Annotated in this window: 14 protein-coding genes and 1 pseudogene; 10 read left to right on the plus strand and 5 right to left on the minus strand. The window is 66.4% G+C overall.

The window, feature by feature from the left end; all coding sequences use genetic code 11:
* Positions 1–89: 89 nt before the first annotated feature.
* Both ACYCAX_RS07435 and ACYCAX_RS07440 read left to right on the plus strand, forming a co-directional pair.
* Positions 90–284, plus strand: a complete 195-nt coding sequence (locus ACYCAX_RS07435) for a hypothetical protein (RefSeq protein ID WP_294977567.1) — start codon at positions 90–92, stop codon at positions 282–284.
* A gap of 190 nt (positions 285–474) precedes the next feature.
* Positions 475–1,092 carry a response regulator gene (locus ACYCAX_RS07440; RefSeq protein WP_294977569.1) on the plus strand — a complete coding sequence of 206 codons (618 nt, stop codon included), beginning with the start codon at positions 475–477 and terminating at the stop codon, positions 1,090–1,092.
* 274 nt (positions 1,093–1,366) lie between these two features.
* Here the strand turns inward: ACYCAX_RS07440 and xthA are convergent, their stop codons facing one another.
* Positions 1,367–2,179, minus strand: a complete 813-nt coding sequence (gene xthA / locus ACYCAX_RS07445) for an exodeoxyribonuclease III (RefSeq protein ID WP_015477067.1) — start codon at positions 2,177–2,179, stop codon at positions 1,367–1,369.
* 129 nt (positions 2,180–2,308) lie between these two features.
* Here xthA and ACYCAX_RS07450 point away from each other — a divergent pair, with 129 nt between their 5' ends.
* From ACYCAX_RS07450 to ACYCAX_RS07475, 6 genes and pseudogenes are all read left to right on the plus strand, one after another.
* A complete protein-coding gene (locus tag ACYCAX_RS07450; protein WP_015477068.1) occupies positions 2,309–2,956 on the plus strand; it encodes a GNAT family N-acetyltransferase in 648 nt (215 codons plus the stop codon).
* Positions 2,957–3,036: 80 nt separating this feature from the next.
* A complete protein-coding gene (locus ACYCAX_RS07455; protein ID WP_294977573.1) occupies positions 3,037–4,767 on the plus strand; it encodes an autotransporter assembly complex protein TamA in 1,731 nt (576 codons plus the stop codon).
* 14 nt (positions 4,768–4,781) lie between these two features.
* Entirely contained in the window at positions 4,782–8,447 is a 3,666-nt protein-coding gene (locus ACYCAX_RS07460) for a translocation/assembly module TamB domain-containing protein (RefSeq protein WP_460247723.1), read from the plus strand.
* Between the two features lie 288 nt (positions 8,448–8,735).
* Positions 8,736–11,447, plus strand: a pseudogene (gene mgtA, locus ACYCAX_RS07465) (magnesium-translocating P-type ATPase); the annotation flags it as partial.
* A gap of 255 nt (positions 11,448–11,702) precedes the next feature.
* Entirely contained in the window at positions 11,703–12,161 is a 459-nt protein-coding gene (locus ACYCAX_RS07470) for a (2Fe-2S)-binding protein (protein WP_015477072.1), read from the plus strand.
* A gap of 11 nt (positions 12,162–12,172) precedes the next feature.
* A complete protein-coding gene (locus ACYCAX_RS07475; protein ID WP_460247724.1) occupies positions 12,173–14,419 on the plus strand; it encodes a xanthine dehydrogenase family protein molybdopterin-binding subunit in 2,247 nt (748 codons plus the stop codon).
* Positions 14,420–14,452: 33 nt separating this feature from the next.
* Here the strand turns inward: ACYCAX_RS07475 and ptrC are convergent, their stop codons facing one another.
* The gene (ptrC, locus tag ACYCAX_RS07480; protein WP_236620516.1) at positions 14,453–14,689 is read right to left on the minus strand and encodes a type III secretion system co-regulatory protein PtrC; all 237 of its coding nucleotides are present in this window, start codon (positions 14,687–14,689) and stop codon (positions 14,453–14,455) included.
* Between the two features lie 160 nt (positions 14,690–14,849).
* On the opposite strand from ptrC, the gene ACYCAX_RS07485 reads away from it, so the two are divergent.
* Positions 14,850–15,185, plus strand: a complete 336-nt coding sequence (locus tag ACYCAX_RS07485) for a ribonuclease E inhibitor RraB (RefSeq protein ID WP_015477075.1) — start codon at positions 14,850–14,852, stop codon at positions 15,183–15,185.
* A 103-nt stretch (positions 15,186–15,288) separates the two neighbouring features.
* On the opposite strand, the gene ACYCAX_RS07490 is transcribed toward ACYCAX_RS07485, so the two are convergent.
* Positions 15,289–15,948 (minus strand): DsbA family oxidoreductase, encoded by a 660-nt coding sequence (locus ACYCAX_RS07490; RefSeq protein ID WP_015477076.1) that lies wholly within the window; start codon positions 15,946–15,948, stop codon positions 15,289–15,291.
* Positions 15,949–16,511: 563 nt separating this feature from the next.
* Here ACYCAX_RS07490 and fusA point away from each other — a divergent pair.
* Entirely contained in the window at positions 16,512–18,620 is a 2,109-nt protein-coding gene (gene fusA, locus ACYCAX_RS07495; protein WP_460247725.1) for an elongation factor G, read from the plus strand.
* Positions 18,621–19,215: 595 nt separating this feature from the next.
* On the opposite strand, the gene ACYCAX_RS07500 is transcribed toward fusA, so the two are convergent.
* Positions 19,216–20,001, minus strand: coding sequence for a carbon-nitrogen hydrolase family protein (locus ACYCAX_RS07500; RefSeq protein WP_460247726.1), 786 nt, complete (start codon positions 19,999–20,001; stop codon positions 19,216–19,218).
* Positions 20,002–20,093: 92 nt separating this feature from the next.
* Entirely contained in the window at positions 20,094–21,776 is a 1,683-nt protein-coding gene (locus ACYCAX_RS07505; protein WP_460247727.1) for a flavin monoamine oxidase family protein, read from the minus strand.
* Between the last annotated feature and the right edge of the window lie 195 nt (positions 21,777–21,971).

Raw genomic sequence — 21,971 nt, forward strand, 5'->3', positions numbered from 1 at the left:
AGGACGATGGACTACCGGAGGATTCCGATGCCGATTATTTGCACGGGTTGCTACATAAGCGGCTTTCGTAAAGTCATCCGGGGGTTGTCGTGGGCGAAATTGTCGGTTTCGCATCGGTGCTTGCCAAGCTGGTCATCATCTCGTCCGTGGTGCTGATCACCTGCTCGTTGATAGTGGCGCCGGACAGGATGCTGTCCCTCGCACCATCGATGCTCATGCTGCTCGTTCCATTGTTCGTGTTGACGACGTTGCTGGATGTCGCGCAGTTGCTGCGGCGTCGCTGAGAGGCTCCGAATGGCTGTTGGCGGAGCGGATGGTCGTGCCCTCTGGCTTCGCTGGCGCAAGGCATGTGCTGGATGCACGCCTTGTCACGAGTGATTGCGACAAGGATTAGAAGAACAAAAGGCTTGGCCGCTGAAGCATCGCCAGGGGATCCGGCGATGCCTTGGTGGGCCGTATGTATTGGGGTATTTCATGGCCCGTATTGCACTCGTTGGTTCTGTTCGAAGTAAGCTCGGTGCGTCCCTGAAGCGTCTGAACGGTCATCAGTTGGTTGCGCAGCCCACCCTGGCGCGGCAAGCGCTGGCTGAGTTGCGGGCTGATCAGTTCGATCTTCTGGTGGTGATGCTGGAGCTGTCCGACATTCATGGGCTGGAACTCCTGGAGATGCTCAGGCGTAACGGCCAACTGCCGCCTTCCATCCCGGTACTTGCCTGCTCCAACCTCCATTCGGCAATGAACATCCGGCGCGCCATGCATTTTGGTGCATCCGGCCTCCTGTTCCTGAATGACTGCCCGGCCTTGCTGGAGCACATCATCGATGCCGTTCTTCAGGGCGGCTCGATCTTTCCCGAGCACGCCCGGTTGCCGGTGGATGAAGATGCCCGCTTGCACCACGCGCTGCGTTTCTCCACCCAGCAGGTCGCGATATTGCACGGTCTGCGGCATGGGCGTTCTTCCGCATCCCTGGCGGACTTCCTGAATATCCCCACCGCGAGCGTCAGCTATTGCAAAAGGCAGATGATGCGGAAGCTGAAAGCGGCCGCGCTGGACGACCTGATCGGCATCAGCCAGGAAATTGGTTTGATCTAGGCGTGAGATCCGCATCCGTTCCGTAGCGACCCGGATTGAATGAGTGCCTCGGTATCGCCTCCATCGCCATTCAGGGGCTGATGCCTGGCGGGCTGCTTTGCTCTGGACGCCAAGTGGGTATGTAAGAAAGCCAGGTATTGGCCGGGCTTTCTTTGCGTCGCGGGATGCTCAGGGTTCAGCGATGCGCCTGACCTGTTTTTTGTAGGAGCGAGCTTGCTCGCGAACCTGGCCCCGCTGCGAGGCTGTTCGCGAGCAAGCTCACTCCTACAGGGGATCAGGACAGTTGTAGCCAGATCGGTGCGTGATCCGAGGGCTTTTCCATGCCGCGGATGTCGTAGTCCACGCCGGTGCTGGCGATGCGCCCGCGCAGGGCCTCGGAGGCGAGGATGACGTCGATGCGCAGGCCACGCTTGGGCTCGTCCTCGAAACCACGGCTGCGGTAGTCGAACCAACTGAAGCGGTCGCTCACTTCCGGGTTCTGCAGGCGGAAGCTGTCCACCAGGCCCCAGTTCTTCAGGCGTGCCAGCCACTCGCGTTCTTCCGGCAGGAAGCTGCATTTGCCGGTCTTCAGCCAGCGCTTGCGGTTCTCCTCGCCGATGCCGATGTCGCAGTCTTCCGGCGAGATATTGATGTCGCCCATCACCACCAGCGGCTGGCTGGGCTGGAAACGGGTTTCCAGCAGGTCCTGCAGGTCGGCGTAGAAGCGCTGCTTGGCGGGGAATTTCACCGGATGCTCGCGGTTCTCGCCCTGCGGGAAGTAGCCGTTCATTACGGTAACCGGCTGGCCCTGGGCGTCCTTGAAGGTGCCCCAGATGAAGCGACGCTGCGCGTCTTCGCCATCGTTGGGGAAGCCGCGTTGCAGCTCCAGCGGCTCCTGGCGGGAGAGCAGGGCGACGCCGTAGTGGCCTTTCTGCCCGTGGTAGTGCACGTGATAGCCGAGGGCTTCGACCTCCGCGCGGGGGAACTGGTCGTCCGCGACCTTGGTTTCCTGCAGGCCGATCACGTCCGGCTGATGGCGCTCGATGATGGCTTGCAGTTGATGGGGACGTGCGCGCAAGCCGTTGATATTGAAGGAGACGATTTTCATCCTGGACGTCCTGGCAAAAGAAGGATGCTAGCCCAAGGTGGCCGATTCTGGCGACCCTGGCGCGCCGCTGCTAGTGTTTCGTGGCTGCAGCGCTACCCATAAGAAGACACCACCAGAAGAGGCGTCCGCATGCCCGATTCGATTGCCGAAGTGCATCTGCTCGACAGCGGCTACAGCCGCGAAGTCCGTTCGCTGCTTTACCACGCTTACCGCCACGAACCCACCTTCGCCTATCTGTTCGAGGCCGACCGCCCCGGTTTCGACCAGCGCGTACGCGCCACGGTGCGCGAACTGGTCAACCAGCATTTCCTCGAGGAGCTGCCGGCCATCGGCTTGCTGCGCGAGGACCGCCTGGTGGGCGTGGCATTGATCGCGCCACCCCAGCAACGGCTGGATATCACCGAGAGCTGGGCCTGGCGCATGCGCATGTTGCTCACCACCGGTTTTCGCTGCACGCGGCGCTACCTGGACTACCACGCCGCCGTGCTCGGCTGCCTGCCGCCGGGGCCGTACCATATCCTGCCGCTGATCGGCATCCACCCGGAGTTCCAGGGCAAGCACCTGGGCGAGCAACTGCTCGATGCGCTGCACGCCTGGTGTGCGGAGGCGGGTGGTTCCCAGGGGTTGGTGCTCGACACGGGGAACGCGCGGTACCTGGAGTTCTACCGGCGCCACGGCTACGAGGAGCTGGGGGAGGTGGCCCTGGGGCCGATCCGGGAGCATGTGCTGTTCCATCCCAATCCGAGGCCGGAAAGCCAGTTGGTGCATTCGGGGTAGCGTCTGATTCGAGCCGCCAGGCCGCGCGTTCGCGTTGGAAAAGGGCATAACGCAAAAGTCCCGTGCTAGCATTCCGCGCCATGAGATTTGTCCAAGGATTGCTTGGGCTGCTGCTGTTGATGGCGCTTTGCATGCACAGGGCGCTGGCGGCCGAAGCCCATCTCGACGTTCGCATCACTCCCGCCACCCCTGCGCTCAAGGCCAATATCGAGGCCTATGTGGGCAGCCTCGGCGAGCGTGACCAGGCGGCATTGCGGCGCATGCGGCGCACCACCGAAGAGCAGGCGCGGAAAGCCGCGCAGGCGCTGGGCTACTACCAGGCACGCATTCGCAGTCGGGTGCGCGACGTTCAGCCGCCGACCCTGCGCCTGAACGTCGCGCCGGGCGAGCCGGTGCATCTGCGCAACGTCATGATTCGGGTGGAGGGACCGGCGGCCGACCTCAAGAGCTTCCGCGTGCCCGGCGGCGACGCCCTCAAGCCCGGCGCGCAACTCAATCACGGCGCCTACGAGGACGCCAAGCGGCTGATCCAGAACCAGGCGTCGCGCTTTGGCTTCTTCCGCGGGCAGTTCAGCCGGCAGCGGTTGCAGGTCGACCCGGTGGCCGGCGTCGCGGACGTCGAGCTGGTTTATATCAGCGGCCCGCGCTCCACCCTCGGCAACGTCGAGTTCAGCGGCGACTATCCGTTCGACGATGAACTGCTGCAGCGCATGGTGCCGTTCAAGGATGGCACGCCCTACGACTCCGAACTGATCGCCGAGCTCAACCAGGCGCTGCAGTCCTCCGGCTACTTCGACGGTGTGCGCGTGGATGCGGCGCCGCCGGCCAAGTCCGCGTCCGAGGTGATCCCGGTCAACGTCCACCTGCAGGTGCGCAAGCCACGGACGATGGGCCTGGGCCTGGGTTTCTCCACCGACGTCGGGCCGCGCGCCAAGGCCAACTGGACGCGCCACTGGGTCAACCCCCAGGGCCATAGCCTGGGCTGGGAGGCGGAAGTCTCGGAGCCTCGGCAGAACGTCGGCGCCTGGTACGAAGTTCCGCTCGATCCGCCGCTGACCGACAAGCTGCGCCTCACCAGCGGCTATCAGAATGAAGACCTGGTGGACACCCGGAGCAAGCTGCTCACCCTCGGCGGCGAGTGGCACCACAAGCTCGACAGCGGCTGGCAGCGGGTGGTGTCGCTGAACTGGCAGCGCGAAGAGTACAAGCTGGGCGACGACTCGGGCCTGAGCAGTTTCCTCATGCCGGGCATCGGCTACTCGATTCTCGAGGCGGACAACAAGATCGACCCCAGCCGCGGTTATCGCCTGCAGTTCGATGTGAAAGGGGCCAAGGAAGGACTGCTGGCCGACGCCGACGTCGCGCATATCAATGCAATGGCCAAGGGCCTGACCAGCTTCTGGGGTGGCCAGCGTTTGCTCGGCCGCATCCAGGTCGGCGGCATCGCCACCAACGACTATTCCTCGATCCCGCCGTCGCTGCGCTTCTTCGCCGGTGGCGACCAGAGCGTGCGCGGCTACGACTACCAGACGCTGTCGCCGAAGAACTCCGACGGCGACCGCATTGGCGGGCGCTACATGGTCGCCGGCAGCGTCGAGTACCAGTACCCGATTGCCGAACGCTGGCGACTGGCGGCTTTCGTCGACCAGGGCAACGCCTTCAATTCGCTGGATTTCCCGTCGATCAAGACCGGCGTGGGCTTTGGCGTTCGCTGGATTTCCCCGGTCGGGCCGCTGCGCCTGGACCTCGCCGACGGCCTGGACGAGGACGGCGGCATCCGTATTCACTTCTCGATGGGGCCTGAACTGTGAGCCGTGCGGGCTGGATGCGTGTGCTGCGCTGGCTGCTGGGCGGACTGCTCGGCCTGATCCTGCTATTGGTGGCGGGCCTGGCGGCCCTGCTGGGCACCGAAGCGGGCAGCCGGATGGCGCTGCAGTGGGTGCCGGGGCTGACAGTGGACAGCTTCAATGGCCGGCTGGCCGGCGCCTTCACCACGAAGCGCCTGGCGTGGAGCGACGGTGCAGCCCGCCTGGTGCTGGACGAGCCGGATATCGACTGGTCGCCGGGCTGCCTGCTGCGCATGGCGCTGTGCCTGAACCGCGTGGCGGCCAAGGACGTGCGCCTGACCCTGCCGCCGAGCGAGGCGAGCGAGTCGTCCGGCCCCGTGCAACTGCCGAGCCTCGACCTGCCGCTGTCCCTGGAACTGGGTGACGTGCGCATTGGCCGTTTCCTGCTCGATGACCAGGAGCAACTGCGTGACGCCAACCTGGTGGCGCACTGGGACCGCGAAGGGCTGCACATAGAGTCGGCGACTCTGGCCCGCGACGACCTGCGCCTGTCGCTGTCCGGCCTGCTCAAGCCCACCGGCGGCTGGCCGCTGCAGGCACAGGGCAGCCTCGACCTGCCAGCGGTGGGCGGGAAGCCCTGGTCGCTGAAGTTGCAGGTCGATGGCGAGCTGCAAGGTCATCTGAAATTGCAGGCGCAGAGTACGGGCTACCTTGATGGCACGCTGGAAGGCGACCTGCAGCCGCTGGCGGAAAACCTGCCGGCCCAGGCCCTGGTGCTGGCCGACGGCTTCAAGGCGGACGCCTCGCTGCCCGACACGCTGTCGCTGAACCGGGTCCGCCTGAATGCCAAGGGCGACCTGAAGAACGGCTACCAGATCGCCGGCGCGGCCATGCTGCCGGCCGAAGACAGCCCTGTGGTGCTGACCCTGCGCGGCCGCGTCGACGCCCAGGGTGCGGACATCGCCGCCCTCGACCTGAGCGCCGCCCGGGCGCAACGGTTGGGCGTACAGGGTCGGCTCGACTGGCAGGACGGCTTTGCCGCCGACGCCACGCTGGACTGGCTGGACTTCCCCTGGCGGCGCCTGTACCCGGCTCTCGACGAGCCGCCGGTGAGCGTGCACAGCCTCAAGGCCGAGGTGCAGTACCGCGACGGCGCCTACCTGGGCAACTTCGACGCCGCGCTGAACGGCCCGGCCGGTGCGTTCAGCCTCGCCAGCCCGGTCTCCGGCAACCTCGCGGAAGTCTTCCTGCCGTCGCTGCAACTGGTGGCGGGGCAGGGCAAGGCCGAAGGGCATGTGAAGGTTGGATTTGCCGATACTGTCAGCTGGGACGCCGCCCTCGACCTGCGCGACCTCGATCCCGCCTACTGGCTGGAGCAGATGCCGGGCCGCCTGGGCGGGCCGTTGCGCAGCCAGGGTTCGCTCAAGCAGGGCAGCCTGAACCTGTCGGCGAGCCTCGACCTGCAAGGGCGCCTGCGTGGCCAGCCGGCACTGTTCAAGGCCCGCGCAGAGGGTGCCGGACAGGCCTGGAAAGCCGACGAGCTGATCCTGCAGCTGGGCGACAACCGCATCAGCGGCCAGGCGGCGCTGGAGCAGCACCTCTCCGGGCGGCTGGACCTCGCCTTGAATCAACTGGGCCAGCTGTGGCCGCAACTGTCCGGCCAGCTGGGCGGTCGGCTCGACCTGGCCGGCACCCTGCAAGCGCCGCAAGGCCAGTTGGCGCTCAAGGGCCAGCGCGTTGCCTACGCCGGCCAGAGCCTGCGCACCCTGGCGCTGGAGGCGAAGCTGGATGCGGCCCAGCGTGGCCGCCTGGACCTGCAGGTGCAGGGCCTGCGCAGCGGCGACACGCGCCTGGGCACGCTCAAGCTGGAGGGCAGCGGCGACAAGCAGCGCCAGCAGCTCTCGCTGAACCTGCAAGGCAAACCGGTGATCCTTGCGCTGGGCCTGGACGGCACCTGGAATGGCCGCGACTGGCGTGGCCGCCTGGCGCAAGGCGACATCCAGAGCGGCGGGCAGGACTGGCGCCTGCAGCAGCCGGCGAAGCTGGAGCGCCTGGCCGACGGCCGCCTGACCCTGGGCGCGCATTGCTGGGCCTCGGGGCCGGCCAGCCTGTGCGCGGAGGACCAGCGCCTGATGCCCGACCCGCGCCTGCGCCTGCATTTGCGCCAGTTCCCGCTGGACAGCCTGGCGCGCTGGCTGCCCGAGGACTTCGCCTGGCGCGGCCAACTGGACGGCGACGTGCAGCTGGACCTGCCGGCCAGCGGCCCGAACGGCTCGATCCTGCTCAATGCTGGCAGCGGCACGCTACGCCTGAAGGAGCAGGACGACTGGGTCGACTTCCCCTACCAGAGCCTGCAACTGGAGAGCCGCCTGACACCCCGGCGCATCGACACCCGCCTGCAGTTCCACGGCGAAAAGCTGGGCACATTGGACGCCCGGGTACAGCTCGATCCCCGGCCGAAGTCCAAGCCGCTGAATGGCAGCTTCAGCCTCGACGGCCTGGACCTCTCCATCGCGCGGCCCTTCGTACCGGCCGTGGAAACCCTCAAGGGACGGCTGCACGGCAATGGGCGGATATCCGGCGCTCTGTTGGCTCCCCGGGTGGACGGCAACCTGCGGCTGGTCGATGGCGAGGTGTCCGGCGGCGATCTGCCGACCCGCCTGGAGCAGTTGCAGGTGGAGGCGCGCATCGCCGGCGAACAGGTGGACCTGAGCGGCCACTGGACGGCCGGGGAGCATGGCAACGGCAACCTGTCCGGGCGGATCGCCTGGAACGAGGCGCTGAATGTCGACCTGAACGTGCGCGGTAACCGCCTGCCGGTGACGATCGACCCGTACGCCGAGCTGGAGGTCGAGCCGGACCTGGCGATCCGCATGGCGGGCGAGGGCGTGGCCGTTTCCGGCAAGGTGCAGGTGCCCCGCGGCGCCATCACCATCCGCCAGCTGCCGCCGTCGACGGTCAAGGTATCGGACGACACCGTGATCGTCGGCCAGAAACAGGAGCAGAAGGCCGCTACCACGCTGCACATGGACGTCGATGTGATCGTCGGCGAGGACAAGCTGACCTTCGCCGGTTTTGGCCTGAATGCAGAGCTGGCCGGCCAGGTGCACGTGGGCGACAACCTCGACACCCGCGGCGAGCTGCGCCTGAACAAGGGCCGCTACCGGGCCTACGGGCAGAAGCTGACCATCCGCCGCGCCCGCCTGCTGTTCGCCGGTCCCATCGACCAGCCGTACCTGGACATCGAGGCGATCCGCAAGGTCGACGACGTGACCGCCGGCCTGCGCCTGAGCGGCAGCGCCGATCAGCCGCGCAGCGAGGTGTTCTCCGAACCGGCGATGAGCCAGCAGCAGGCGCTGTCCTACCTGGTGCTGGGCCGGCCGATGAGCACTGGCGAGGACAGCAACATGATGGGCGAGGCGGCGCTGGCCCTGGGCCTGGCCGGCAGTGCCCCGCTCACCGGCGAGGTCGCGCAGAAGCTGGGTATCCAGGACTTCCAGCTGGATACCGAAGGCACCGGCAACAGCACCAGTGTGGTCGCCAGCGGCCAGCTTTCCGACCGGCTCAGCCTGCGCTACGGCGTGGGCGTGTTCGAGCCGGCGAACACCATCGCCCTGCGTTACCTGCTGAGCAAGAAGGTCTATCTGGAGGCGGCCAGTGGCTTGGCCAGCTCGCTGGATATCTTCTACAAGCGTGATTTCTGATGAGGCGAATGGAGTGTTTACAGGGTTTCCATAACGGTCGCGCGGAAAAATCCGTATCAACGCTTCCGTCGATCAGAACGCGTCGCAGGAGCTGATACCCCGGTATCCGGACCGGCTGCTGAAGAGGCCGGATGCCTGAGGCGCGTACTGCCGTCGTCGGTCGGCGGCAGTTTCCGAGGGTGGGGATACCCCACGGGACATGGTCATCGCCTGGTCTTCATGGCGTCTTAAGAATGCGCACACAAACTGCTCCTGCCGCCTGGAAATGTGGCGGAAAGGAGAATCGCCATGCGCCTGGACCTCATCAGGACCCACCTGCTCGAATTCATCAACAAGGGCTTCCCGGCTCGCCAGCTGCGCCGTCTGGCTGCGCGCGACCTGTTGCGTGGGGCCGCGGCGGGACGGCGTGCGCCTCCCCCCCTGGCCGAGGCCTTGCTGGAGTGGTCGGTGCTGGAGCCGCAGGCCGCGCTGGAGCGTCTGGACAGCCGCCGTGAAGGGCTCAGCGAGGCGGAAGCCGAAGAACGGCGCCTGCGCGAGGGCCCGAACGAAGTGGAGCAGGAACATCCCATCGGCGCCTGGCTGCACCTCTGGTACTGCTACTGCAATCCCTTCAACCTGCTGCTGAGCGTGCTGGCGGCGATCTCCTGGCTGACCGAGGACGCTCAGGCCGCCGTGGTGATCGGCAGCATGGTGGCGATTTCCACGCTGCTGCGCTTCGTCCAGGAGAAACGCTCCAACCGCGCCGCCGAACGACTCAAGGCGATGGTCAGCAACACCGCCACGGTGTTCCGCTGCCCGGATGACGAAGGTCCGCCGCGCCGGCTGGAAGTGCCGATCCACCAACTGGTGCCCGGCGACGTGCTGTGGCTGTCCGCTGGCGACATGGTGCCGGCGGATGTCCGCCTGCTCAGCGCCAAGGACCTGTTCGTCGGCCAGGCGGCGCTGACCGGTGAATCGCTGCCGGTGGAAAAGTTCGCCCAACTGCACGACGCCCGCCAGTGCAACCCGCTGGAGCGCGACAACCTCTGCTTCATGGGGACCAACGTCATCAGCGGTTCGGCGCAGGCCGTGGTGGTCGGCACCGGGGCGCGGACCTACTTTGGCTCGCTGGCCGAGCGGGTGATCGCGGCGGACCCGGCGCCCACCGCCTTCCAGGCCGGGGTGAACAAGATCAGCTGGCTGCTGATCCGCTTCATGCTGGTGATGGCGCCGCTGGTGCTGCTGCTCAACGGCTTCACCAAGGGCGACTGGCTGGAGGCGGCGCTGTTCGCGCTGTCCATCGCGGTCGGCCTGACCCCGGAAATGCTCCCGATGATCGTCACCTCGACCCTGGCCAAGGGCGCGGTGGCGCTGAGCCGGCGCAAGGTCATCGTCAAGCGCCTGGACGCCATCCAGAACTTCGGCGCGATGGACATCCTCTGCACCGACAAGACCGGCACCCTGACCCAGGACCGCATCGTGCTGGAGCGTCACACCGACGCGTTCGGCCAGGCCCAGGACCGCGTGCTGCAACTGGCCTTCCTCAACAGCCACCACCAGACCGGGCTGAAGAACCTGCTGGACGTGGCCGTGCTCGAACATGTCGAGCTGCGCCACGCGCTGCGGGTGGACAGCCGCTACCGCAAGGTCGACGAGATTCCCTTCGACTTCGCCCGTCGGCGCATGTCGGTGGTGGTCAGCGAGTCCGACGACTATCACCTGCTGATCTGCAAGGGCGCGCTGGAAGAGGTGCTGGATGTCTGCGTCTCGGTGGAGGCCGGCGACGCCGTGGCGCCGCTGGACGACGAGCGCCTGGCGAGCATCCGCGCGGTGGCCGAGGCGCTCAACCAGGAGGGCCTGCGGGTGGTCGCGGTGGCGACCCGCGAGCTGCCGCCGGAGCGCGAGGGCTATGGCGTGGCCGACGAGGCGGGGCTGTGCCTGGCCGGCTACATCGCCTTCCTCGATCCGCCGAAGGAAACCACCGCCCCGGCGCTGCGTGCGCTGGCGGACAACGGCGTGGCGGTGAAGGTGCTCACCGGCGACAACGAGCGGGTCACCTTGAAGGTCTGCCGGGACGTCGGCCTGCCGGTCCGGGGCGTACTCCTCGGCCCGCAGCTGGACGGCCTCGACGACGCGGCGCTGGGCGAACTGGCCGAGCACACCACGCTGTTCGCCAAGCTCACCCCCGGCCACAAGGAGCGCCTGGTGCGCGTGCTGCGCGAGCGCGGGCACGTGGTGGGCTTCCTTGGCGACGGCATCAACGACGCTCCGGCGCTGCGCAGCGCGGACATCGGCATCTCGGTGGATTCGGCCGTGGACATCGCCAAGGAAGCCGCCGACCTGATCCTGCTGGAAAAGAGCCTGATGGTGCTGGAGGAGGGGGTGATCGAGGGGCGCCGGACCTTCGCCAACATGCTCAAGTACATCCGCATGACGGCCAGTTCCAACTTCGGCAACGTGTTCAGCGTGCTGGTGGCCAGCGCCTTCATTCCCTTCCTGCCGATGCTGCCGCTGCAACTGCTGGTGCAGAACCTGCTGTACGACCTTTCGCAGATCGCCATTCCCTTCGACCACGTCGACGACGAGCAACTGCGCCGGCCGCAGCAGTGGAACCCGGACGGGCTGGGGCGTTTCATGGTGTTCTTCGGGCCGGTCAGTTCGCTGTTCGACATCGCCACCTTCCTGGTCCTGTGGTTCGTCCTGGGCGCCAATGCGCCGGAGCACCAGGCGCTGTTCCAGTCCGGCTGGTTCGTCGAAGGGCTGATCTCGCAACTGCTGGTGGTGCACATGATCCGCACCCGGCGCATCCCCTTCCTGCAGAGCCGCGCGGCCTGGCCGCTGCTGGGCATGACCCTGGCGATCGTCGCCGTGGCGATCTTCCTGCCGATGGGGACGCTGGCTCATTCGTTCCGCATGCAGGCCCTGCCGTTGGCGTACTGGCCGTGGCTGGCCGGCATCCTGCTGGGCTACATGGTGCTGACCCAGGCGGTGAAGGGCTGGTTCGCGCGGCGCTACGGCTGGGACCGCAGCGAGCATCCGAGTCCGCGGGCGCCGCTGGCCGTGGGCGGGCACGCGGATTCCCACGCGGGCTGATGCGCGCGCGGCGCATCGCCGGGCAGTTTCAGGCAAGTCTGCGCAGGACCAGGCAAACCGCTCGGCGCCTTCTTCGCGTATCGTCGCGGCGCGTGCCCGGCATAGCGCCTAGGCTGAATCCATTCGTGCCGGAACCTGCGGGTTCCGGCCACTCCATCACCCGCGCAAGAGGTGGCCCCGCAGATGATTACCGTGAACCTGAACGGCAAGGACCATGAATTCGATGCTCCCGGCGAGATGCCATTGCTCTGGGCCCTGCGCGACGTCGCCGGGCTGACCGGCACCAAGTACGGCTGCGGCATGGCGCTGTGCGGCGCCTGCACGGTGCACCTCGACGGCCAGCCGACGCGCTCCTGCGTCACGCCGCTTTCGGCGGTGGCGGGCAAGAAGGTCACCACCATCGAGGCGGTGAGCGAGCAGCCCGCCGGCAAGGCCGTCCAGGAAGCCTGGCGGCGGCTGGACGTGGTGCAGTGCGGTTACTGCCAGTCCGGGCAGATCATGTCCGCCGCTGCGCTGCTGGCCGGCAACAAGGCGCCCAGCGATGCCGACATCGATACCGCCATGAGCGGCAACATCTGCCGCTGCGCCACCTACGCGCGGATCCGCGCGGCCATCCACGACGCCGCCAAGACCCTGGCGTGAGGAGGACTGACATGCTCGATACCCGCATCGACCAGGAAGCGGCGCCGGCGCGCGGCATCTGCAATTTGAGCCGCCGGCATTTCCTCCGGGGCGCCGGTGGCCTGGCCCTGGGCATCTACTTCGCGCCGTTGCTCGGGCGCATGGGGGAGGCGCAGGCGGCCGGCGATTTCGAACCCAACGCCTTCGTGCGCATCGCCCCGGACGGCACGCTGACGGTGATCGCCAAGCACGTGGAAATGGGGCAGGGCAGCTACACCGGCCTCGCCACGCTGGTGGCCGAGGAACTGGATGCCGACTGGGCCCACGTGCGCGTGGAGGGCGCCCCGGCGGACGCCAGGCGCTACGTCAACCTGGCCTTCGGCAACCTGCAGGGTACCGGTGGCAGCACCGCCACCTCCAACTCCTTCGAACAGATGCGCAAGGCCGGCGCCAGCGCCCGCGCCATGCTGGTGGGCGCCGCCGCCGAGCAGTGGAAGGTGCCTGCCGCACAGATCGACGTGCATGACGGCGTGGTGAGCCACGCCGCCTCCGGGCGCAAGGCCGGCTTCGGCGAACTGGCGGAAGCCGCGGCGAAACAACCGCTGCCCGCCGAGGTGAAACTGAAGGACCCGAAGGACTTCAAACTGATCGGCCAGGCGAAGCTGCCGCGCATCGACAGTAGCGGCAAGACCGATGGTTCGGCGATCTTCACCCAGGACATCCACCTGCCGGACATGCTGGTGGCCGTCGTTGCCCACCCGCCGCGGTTCGGCGGGGTGCCGGCCAAGGTCGACGCGAGCAGGGCCAAGGCGGTGCCGGGGGTGGTCGCCGTGGTGCAGTTCCCCGGCAGCGAGCGACGCTTCGCCGGGGTCGCCGTGCTGGCGAAGAACACCTGGGCCGCGCGCCAGGGCCGTGACGCCTTGCAGGTCGAATGGGACGAGAGCAAGGCCTTCAAAATGGGCAGCAAGGAAATCTTCGCCCAGTACCGCGAGATGGCCGGCAAGCCTGGCCTGGTGGCGCGCAACGTGGGCGATGTCGACACGGCGCTGAAGCAGCCGGCCAAGCTCATCGAGGCGGAGTATGAGTTCCCGTTCCTCGCCCATGCGGCGATGGAGCCGTTGAACTGCGTGGTCCAGCTCAAGGACGATGGCGGCTGCCAGATCTGGAACGGCGAGCAGTGGCAGACCGGCGACCAGATGGCGGTGGCGCAGCTGCTGGGCATCACGCCGGAGCAGGTGTCGATCACCCAGCTCTACGCCGGCGGCAGCTTCGGCCGCCGCGCCAACCCGCACTCGGACTATGTGCTGGAGGCCACGGCAATCGCCAAGGCCGCCCGCGAGCAGGGCGTCAAGACGCCGGTGAAAATGGTCTGGACCCGCGAGGACGACACCCGCGCGGGCTACTACCGCCCGGCGTTCCTGCACCGCGCGCGGCTGGCGCTGGACGCCTCGGGCAACCTGGTGGCCTGGGAGCAGCGGCTGGTCGGCCAGTCCTTCATCCTCGGCACGCCCTTCGAGAAGATCATGGTCAAGGACGGCATCGACAAGATTGCCGTGGAGGGTGCGGACGATCTGCCCTATGCGGTGCCCAACCTGCGCATCGAGCAGGCCCTGGCCGAGAACGTCACCGTGCCGACCCAGTGGTGGCGCTCGGTGGGCCACACCCATACGGCGTTTTCCACCGAGACGCTGGTCGATGAGGCGGCCATTGCCGCCGGCAAGGATCCGTACGCGTTCCGCCGCGCCCTGCTCAAGGACCATCCCCGGCATCTCGGCGTGCTGGAACTGGCGGCGCAGCGGGCCAACTGGCAGGCGCCGCTGGCGAAGGGCGCCCCGGGCGAGCAGCGCGGCCGGGGGATCGCGGTGCACGAGTCGTTCGGCAGCGTCGTGGCCCAGGTGGTGGAGGTGACGGTCAAGGCGGACCACAGCTTCAAGGTGGATCGGGTGGTCTGCGCCGTGGATTGCGGACTGGCAATCAACCCGGACGTGATCAAGGCGCAGATGGAGGGCGGCATCGGCTTCGCCCTGTCGGCGGCCCTGCACAGCACCATCACCCTGACGGACGGGAAGGTGGACCAGTCCAACTTCCACGATTACCAGGTGCTGCGCATCAACGAAATGCCCGTGGTGGACGTGCATATCGTGCCCTCCGCGGTACCGCCGAGCGGGGTCGGCGAACCCGGCGTGCCGCCGTTGGCGCCGGCACTGGCCAACGCCCTGTTCGCCGCCAGCGGCAAACGCATCCGCACCTTGCCGATCGGCAATCAGTTGCAGGCGTGAGGCGGGACTGCCCCTCCCGTTGGCGAGGGGGGCTCAGGCGGCGGAAGCCGGCGGCTCCTGGCGGATCAGCTCGCGCAGCGCACGGCGTTCGGCTGGGAGAGTCGCCGCGCGGTGCAGGACCAGGCTGCCCTCTTCGTCGGTAACGGCGATTTCGGTCTCGAACTGCAATTGCAGCTCGTCGAGGGTGATGTAGGTGATGCGGTAGGCCTCGTCGACGCGGCTCATGGTCGGCAACTCGATGTGGGAGGGGCGCAGGCCCGATGACGGCATGTTCGCGCCGGGTGGGCTAGGGTGGAAGTGAATCGCCGTGATGGCGGACATCACGGCCGACGATGGTGCCGGCGAGATTTTCCGGCACCGGCCACGCAGGACGGGTATCCTGCACGGGCGTGTCCAGACGGCCACGCTGACTTACAACTGGAGCAGTGACATGAGCCGCGACAAGCAGCTTTTCCCGGACGACGAAATCGGCGACGCCCTGTGGGCCCTGCAGGAGGACGGTGAAGACCTCTCCATTGAGCACGAGGTAGAGTTCGCGGTGATCTTCCCGGACGAACAGTCCGCCCTGGACTTCGCCATCATGCTGCTGCAGAACGGGCAGAAGGTGGCCTACTCGGAGTACGACGGCAACGACCAACTGCCGTGGCAGGTCCTGGCCTATCCGGTGATGGAGCTCAGTCACGAGCACATCAGCGGCTATGCCGCGCTGCTGTCCGAGCACTCCGCCGACCTGGGCGGCCAGATGGACGGCTGGTCGGCGCTCTGAGCGGCTGCTGCTTCATGAAAAACGGCGCCTTCGGGCGCCGTTTTTGTTCCGGGGACGGCCTGGGCGGTTCGCGAGCAAGGACAGGACTGGGCGTAAACCTCTATCACTCCGGCAGCGGCGCGTTGCGCGCCACCTGGCGCAAGGCCTGCTCGTAGTAATCCACGCTCTGCGCGCCGGAAATCAGCTGGCGGCCATTGAGGATCACCGCCGGAACGGCGTGGATACCGCGGTTGGTGTAGAAATTCTCGTCGGCCACCACTGCGTCGGCGTAGGCGTCGCCATCGAGGATTTCCCGCGCCCGCACCGCGTCCAGGCCGACGCTGACGGCCACGTCGAGCAACACTTCCGCATCGCTCGGGTCGCGCCCTTCGCCGAAGTAGGCGTGCAACAGGGACTGCTTGAGGGCGATGTCGCGGTGCGACTCCGCCGCCCAGTGCAGCAGGCGGTGGGCGTCGAAGGTGTTGTAGATGCGGTCGCGCTTCTTCAGATCGAAGTGTACGCCGACCTCCTCGCCCAGGGTGCGCAGGTGCTCCTGGTTGCGGGCGATCTCCTCGGCGCTGCTGCCGTACTTGCGCTGCAGATGCTCCACCAGGTCCTCGCCCTCGGCGGGCATGTCCGCATTGAGCTCGAAGGGTTTGATGCGCAGCTCCACGGTCAGTTCGTCGTCTACGCGGCGCATGGCTTCCAGCAGACCGTTCAGGCCGATGGCGCACCAGGGGCAGACCACGTCGGAGACGAAATCGATGGTGATGCTATCGCTCATGCTGGCGATCTCCGGCAAATGGGCATGGCTCAAGGATGGACCCGGAAGCGTGTTTCAATCCAGTGGCGGCGTCACCGGGGAGTGGCATTTTCTTATGTTATTTCTCTAATTGTCTTGTAACTATATGAATATAAATACTTTTATTCTCTTGAGAAATGACTTTAACGCGAGTGGTCGTCGGGCAGCCCTCGGCTGTAGGAGGAGCCCTCCAAATTCGGGCCTTCCAGCGCCGCAGGGACGGCCGAAGAAGATAGCCATTACATAATGTAATTTATCATATAGGTCATATATCTATATGAATAATAAGATTTTTATATTATGGATTTCGATGTGGTGACATGCCGGCAGCCGCAGACGCCATCGGTCGTAGTGTGTGGCGCCGACGCAGCCTGTCGGACGGTCAGGAGCGCAGCGTCGCGCTACTGGAATTGCCACGAAGACGCGCTACCTTGAGCCTGTTGTGCGCAACGTTTTCGAGGCACAGCGCTTCCCGCCGTCCCCGCGCAGGCACACGGACTCGCAGCAGCAGGCCCGGCAGTCAACCAGCAGATACGGAGCACGTCATGGCTCGCACCACGCCCATCGAGCTTTACCGCAACATCGGCATCGTTGCCCACGTCGACGCCGGCAAGACCACCACCACCGAGCGCATCCTTTTCTACACCGGGGTGAACCACAAGATGGGCGAGGTACACGATGGCGCGGCGACCATGGACTGGATGGTGCAGGAGCAGGAGCGCGGCATCACCATCACCTCGGCGGCCACCACGGCGTTCTGGCAGGGCTCCACCAAGCAGTACGACCACAAGTACCGCTTCAACATCATCGACACCCCCGGCCACGTGGACTTCACCATCGAGGTGGAGCGCTCGCTGCGCGTGCTCGATGGCGCGGTGGTGGTATTCAGCGGCGCCGACGGCGTCGAGCCGCAGTCCGAGACGGTCTGGCGCCAGGCCAACAAGTACCACGTGCCGCGCCTGGCCTACGTCAACAAGATGGACCGCCAGGGCGCCGACTTCCTCCGCGTGGTCAAGCAGATCAAGCAGCGCCTGGGGCACAATCCGGTGCCGATCCAGCTGGCCATCGGCGCGGAGGAAAACTTCGCCGGGCAGATCGACCTGGTGAAGATGAAGGCCATCGTCTGGAATGAGGCGGACCAGGGCACCAGCTACACCGAGGAGCCGATTCCCGCCGAGCTGCAGGCGCTGGCGGACGAGTGGCGCGCGCACATGATCGAGGCCGCCGCCGAAGCCAATGAAGATCTGATGAACAAATACCTCGAAGGCGAGGAGCTCTCCATCGAGGAGATCAAGGCCGGCCTGCGCCAGCGGACACTGGCCAACGAGATCGTCCCGGCGGTGCTGGGTTCCTCGTTCAAGAACAAGGGCGTGCCGCTGGTGCTCGACGCGGTGATCGATTACCTGCCGGCGCCCACGGAAATCCCCGCGATCAACGGCACCGACCCGGACGACGAAGAGAAGCACCTGGAGCGCCATGCCGACGACAGCGAGCCGTTCTCCGCGCTGGCGTTCAAGATCGCCACCGACCCCTTCGTCGGCACCCTGACCTTCGCCCGCGTCTATTCCGGCGTACTGAGCAGCGGCGACGCCGTGCTCAACTCGGTGAAGACCAGGAAGGAACGCGTCGGGCGGATGGTGCAGATGCACGCCAACCAGCGCGAGGAGATCAAGGAAGTGCGCGCCGGCGACATCGCCGCGCTGATCGGCATGAAGGACGTCACCACCGGCGACACCCTGTGCGCCATCGACAAGCCGATCATCCTCGAGCGCATGGACTTCCCCGATCCGGTGATCTCCGTGGCCGTGGAACCCAAGACCAAGGCCGACCAGGAGAAAATGGGCATCGCCCTGTCCAAGCTGGCCCAGGAGGACCCCTCGTTCCGCGTCAAGACCGACGAGGAAACCGGGCAGACGATCATTTCCGGGATGGGCGAGCTGCACCTGGACATCATCGTCGACCGCATGCGCCGGGAGTTCAACGTCGAGGCCAACATCGGCAAGCCGCAGGTGGCCTACCGCGAGGCAATCCGCAAGAAGTGCGAGATCGAGGGCAAGTTCGTCCGCCAGTCCGGCGGTCGCGGCCAGTTCGGCCATTGCTGGATTCGCTTCGAGCCGGGCGAGGAAGGCAAGGACGGTCTGGAGTTCGTCAACGAAGTGGTGGGCGGCGTGATTCCCCGCGAGTTCATCCCGGCGATCCAGAAGGGCATCGAGGAGCAGATGCAGAACGGCGTGCTCGCCGGCTACCCGCTGATCGGCCTGAAGGCCTCGGTGTTCGACGGCTCCTACCACGACGTCGACTCCAGCGAGATGGCGTTCAAGATCGCCGCGTCGATGGCCACCAAGCAGCTCTCGCAGAAGGGCGGCGCGGTGCTTCTGGAGCCGGTGATGAAGGTCGAGGTGGTGACGCCGGAGGACTACATGGGCGACGTGATGGGCGACCTCAACCGCCGGCGTGGCCTGATCCAGGGCATGGAGGACACGCCGGCGGGCAAGGTGATCCGGGCCGAGGTGCCGCTGGGCGAGATGTTCGGCTATGCCACGGACGTGCGCTCCATGTCCCAGGGGCGGGCGAGTTACTCGATGGAGTTCACCAAGTATGCCGAGGCGCCGGCGAATATCGCCGAGGCGATCATCAAGAAGGCTAATGGGTGATGTTTCCCTGAACTGACAACGGCGCCTGCGGGCGCCGTTGATCATTGTAGGGGGCGGCTGTCGTAGGAGCGGACTTTGTCCGCGATGCTTTGGGCTTTTGGGCTTTTGGGCTTTTGGGCTTTTGGGCTTTTGGGTTGGGTGTTTCTGCGCCGCTTCGGCGTGTGCTGAGAGATTTTGTTTCGCCCCCTCGGGCGACCTACTTTGCCAAACGACGGATGGCCGCCCCACGCAAAGTAGGCAAAAGTCTCTGCCCCATCATCCGGCCCCGGCTTCGCCGGGGTTCCCTCGCTCCATCGGACTTTCAGGGGCACGCGTCGACGGGCCATCCCTGGCCCGACGACGCTCTCGCGGCATCCATGCCGCTCAACCCCTGAAACTCCGATTCCACTCGGCCTCCTGAAGGGGCGCTCCGGTGCGCGCGGAGATTTCTCTGGAAGTCTTCAGAGCAAAAGCCAAAGCCGTAGATATAGGCTCTTCGTAGGAGCGAGCTTGCTCGCGAACCGCACGGCACGGCATTCCCCGTCTCTCCTACGCGAGCACGCATAGTCCGCGCGGATTACGCACAAAAAAGCCCGGCATTGCGCCGGGCTTTTCTTCAACTGCGATACAGCACCGGCCGCCGCAGGTGCACGTAGCTGTACCCCTCGCGCGCCAGGGCGATGCGTTGCGGGTCCAGTTCGGCCATCAGCAGTTCATCGTCGTGCCTGGCCTGGGCCATCACCTGGCCGTCCGGCGCGACGATGCAGCTCAGGCCGCAGTATTCCAGCTCGCCTTCGTGTCCCGCGTAGTTGGCGTAGGCGAGGAATACCTGGTTCTCGTAGGCGCGGGTGGGTACCAGCACCTGGGCGACGAACTCGTAGGGACGCATGTTGGCGGTGGGCACCAGCACCAGGTCGGCGCCGGCCAGGGCCAGGGTGCGCACGGCCTCGGGGAATTCCACGTCGAAGCAGATCAGCAGGCCGATCTTCCAGCCGTCCAGCTCGAATATCGCCGGCGGCGTGTCGGAGGCGCTGAACTGGGTGCGGTCGAGGTCGCCGTAGAGGTGGGTCTTGCGGTAGTTGGCGCGGCGTTCGCCTTGCCGGTCGATCAGCTGCACGCTGTTGAAGATGGCGTCGCCGTCACGTTCGGGATAGCCGTAGAGGATGCCGAGCTTGTGCTCGCGGGCGATCTCGGCGATGCGCAGGGCGGACGGGCCGTCGCAGCTTTCCGCAAGTTCCGCGACACGCTTCGCGCCGATGTTGTAGCCGGACAGGTACATCTCCGGCAGCACCAGCAGATCCGCACCGTTCTGCACCGCCTGCTGCGCGGCCTGCTCCAGGCGACGCAGGTTGCCGGCGACGTCGTCGGGGCCGGGTGGGCACTGGTAGAGGGCGAGGTACATGGGGTTCTCCTTCGAAACGCGCAAGGTCGGGATCAGGCAGTGTGCACCCGATCCCGGCCCCGCGCGAGCCGCTGTTCAACGAGTGGAGCGTATCAGTCCGGCAGGACCATCGGGCCCAGTTCGGCGAAGCAGTCGCCCGGGCCGGGGTTCTCCGGATGGGTGGCGCCGCCGAAGTGCTTCATGATGCCCCACACGGCGTTCAGCGAGGTCTGCACCGCGCCCTCCACCCAGGCCGGGGTCCAGGACACGTCGTCGCCGGCGATGAAGATGCCGCGCTGCTCGGCGGGCATGCCGTCCTGCATGAAGTGCGCGTACATGCGCTGGTTGTAGCGGTAGTGGCCCGGCAGCGCACCCTTGAAGGCGCCGAGGAAGTGCGGGTCGGCCTCCCAGGACACGGTGATCGGGTTGCCGATGATGTGCCCGGCGATATCCACCTTCGGGTAGACCTTCTTCAGCGCGTCCAGGGCCAGCTGTACGCGTTTCTCCACCGGGTGCGGCAGCATCTTCATGGCGTCGCTCATCCAGGAATAGGACAGGCAGATCACGCCCGGCTTGTCGTCGCCGTTGTCGAACAGGTAGGTGCCGCGGGTGAGGCGGTCGGTGAGGGTCATGCTCATCACGTCGCGGCCGGTCTGCGGGTCCTTGTCCTTCCAGAACGGCCGGTCGACCATCACGAAGGTCTTCGAGGACTGCATGTAGCGGGTGCGGTCCAGGGCCATCCACATCTTCTGCGAGAACAGCGCTTCCTCGCACTCGATCTGGGTGGTCAGCAGCCAGGTCTGGCAGGTCGCCAGGACGGCGGCGTAGTGGCGGGTATCGCCCCAGTAATCGGTGACGGCGAAGGTGCCGTCGGTGGCGCGGGCGATCTTCTTCACGCCCGGGCGCGGCGCGCCGTTGTGCAGGGTGGCCAGGGATGTGCCGGCCGGCCAGTGCGCGCAGTTTTCCGGCACGTGGCTCCAGATGCCGCGCGGTACTTGCTCGACGCCGCCGACGACGAGGTGCTGATGGTCGTCGCAGTTGGTCATCACCACGCGGAAGATTTCCAGCATGGAGTTGGGGAAGTCGGAGTCCCAGCCGCCGGTGCCGAAGCCGACCTGGCCGAAGATTTCGCGGTGACGGTAGGACAGGCGGGAGAAGGCCTTGGAGGTGGCGACGAAGTCATAGAAGGTGCGGTCGTCCCACTTGGGCACCAGCTCGTCCCACAGGGCCTTGAGCTTGACCGTGTCGCGCTCGCGGATGGCGTCCTGAATCTCGGAGAAGCGTGCGCCGTCTTCCAGCGCTTCGGCCCAGGCCTGGGCGACTTCGCGGAAGATTTCCGGCAGGTCGGCCATCTTCTCGGCGTAATGGCTGGTGCCTTCCAGGTCGACCACGGTGCTGCCCGAGGCCGGGGTCAGCGGGTTGGGGAAGGGCCGGGTTTCCAGGCCGAGCTTGTCGACGTAGTGGTAGAAGGCGGTGCTGGAGACCGGGAAGCGCATGCCGCCCAACTCGGCGATGATGCCGTCGGCGCCTTCGAAGGTCTCCGAACGCAGTCGGCCGCCCATTTTCGAGGCCTCGTAGACCACCGGCTTCAAGCCCATCTTCATCAGCTCGTAGGCCGCCACCAGGCCAGAGATGCCGGCGCCGACGATGGCCACTTCCTGGCCGTGCTTCTCGGCGGGGATGCTGCCCAGGCCGGCGGGGTGCTCGATCCAGTCGTCGAAGGCGAAGGGGAAGTCGGGGCCGAAGATGGTCACCGGTTTCTTGCCGGGGGTGTGGGGGTGGCGGTTCTTGTGCATTGGGGTATTTCCTTCTTGTTCGACGTGCCGGCTTGTAGCACCAGCTTGGCAAGGCTTTCTGCGACCCGCCGGGGCCAGTCGATGGATGGCGCGCGGGCAAAGAAATGGCGAGCTGTGAGGGCTCGCCGTGGCGTCCACTATTGCAAAGGCCGTCGTTGAAATGAACCTGACAATCTGCAAGATTGGCGAGAGCTT

This window comes from Pseudomonas sp. MT3 (genome assembly GCF_054720805.1).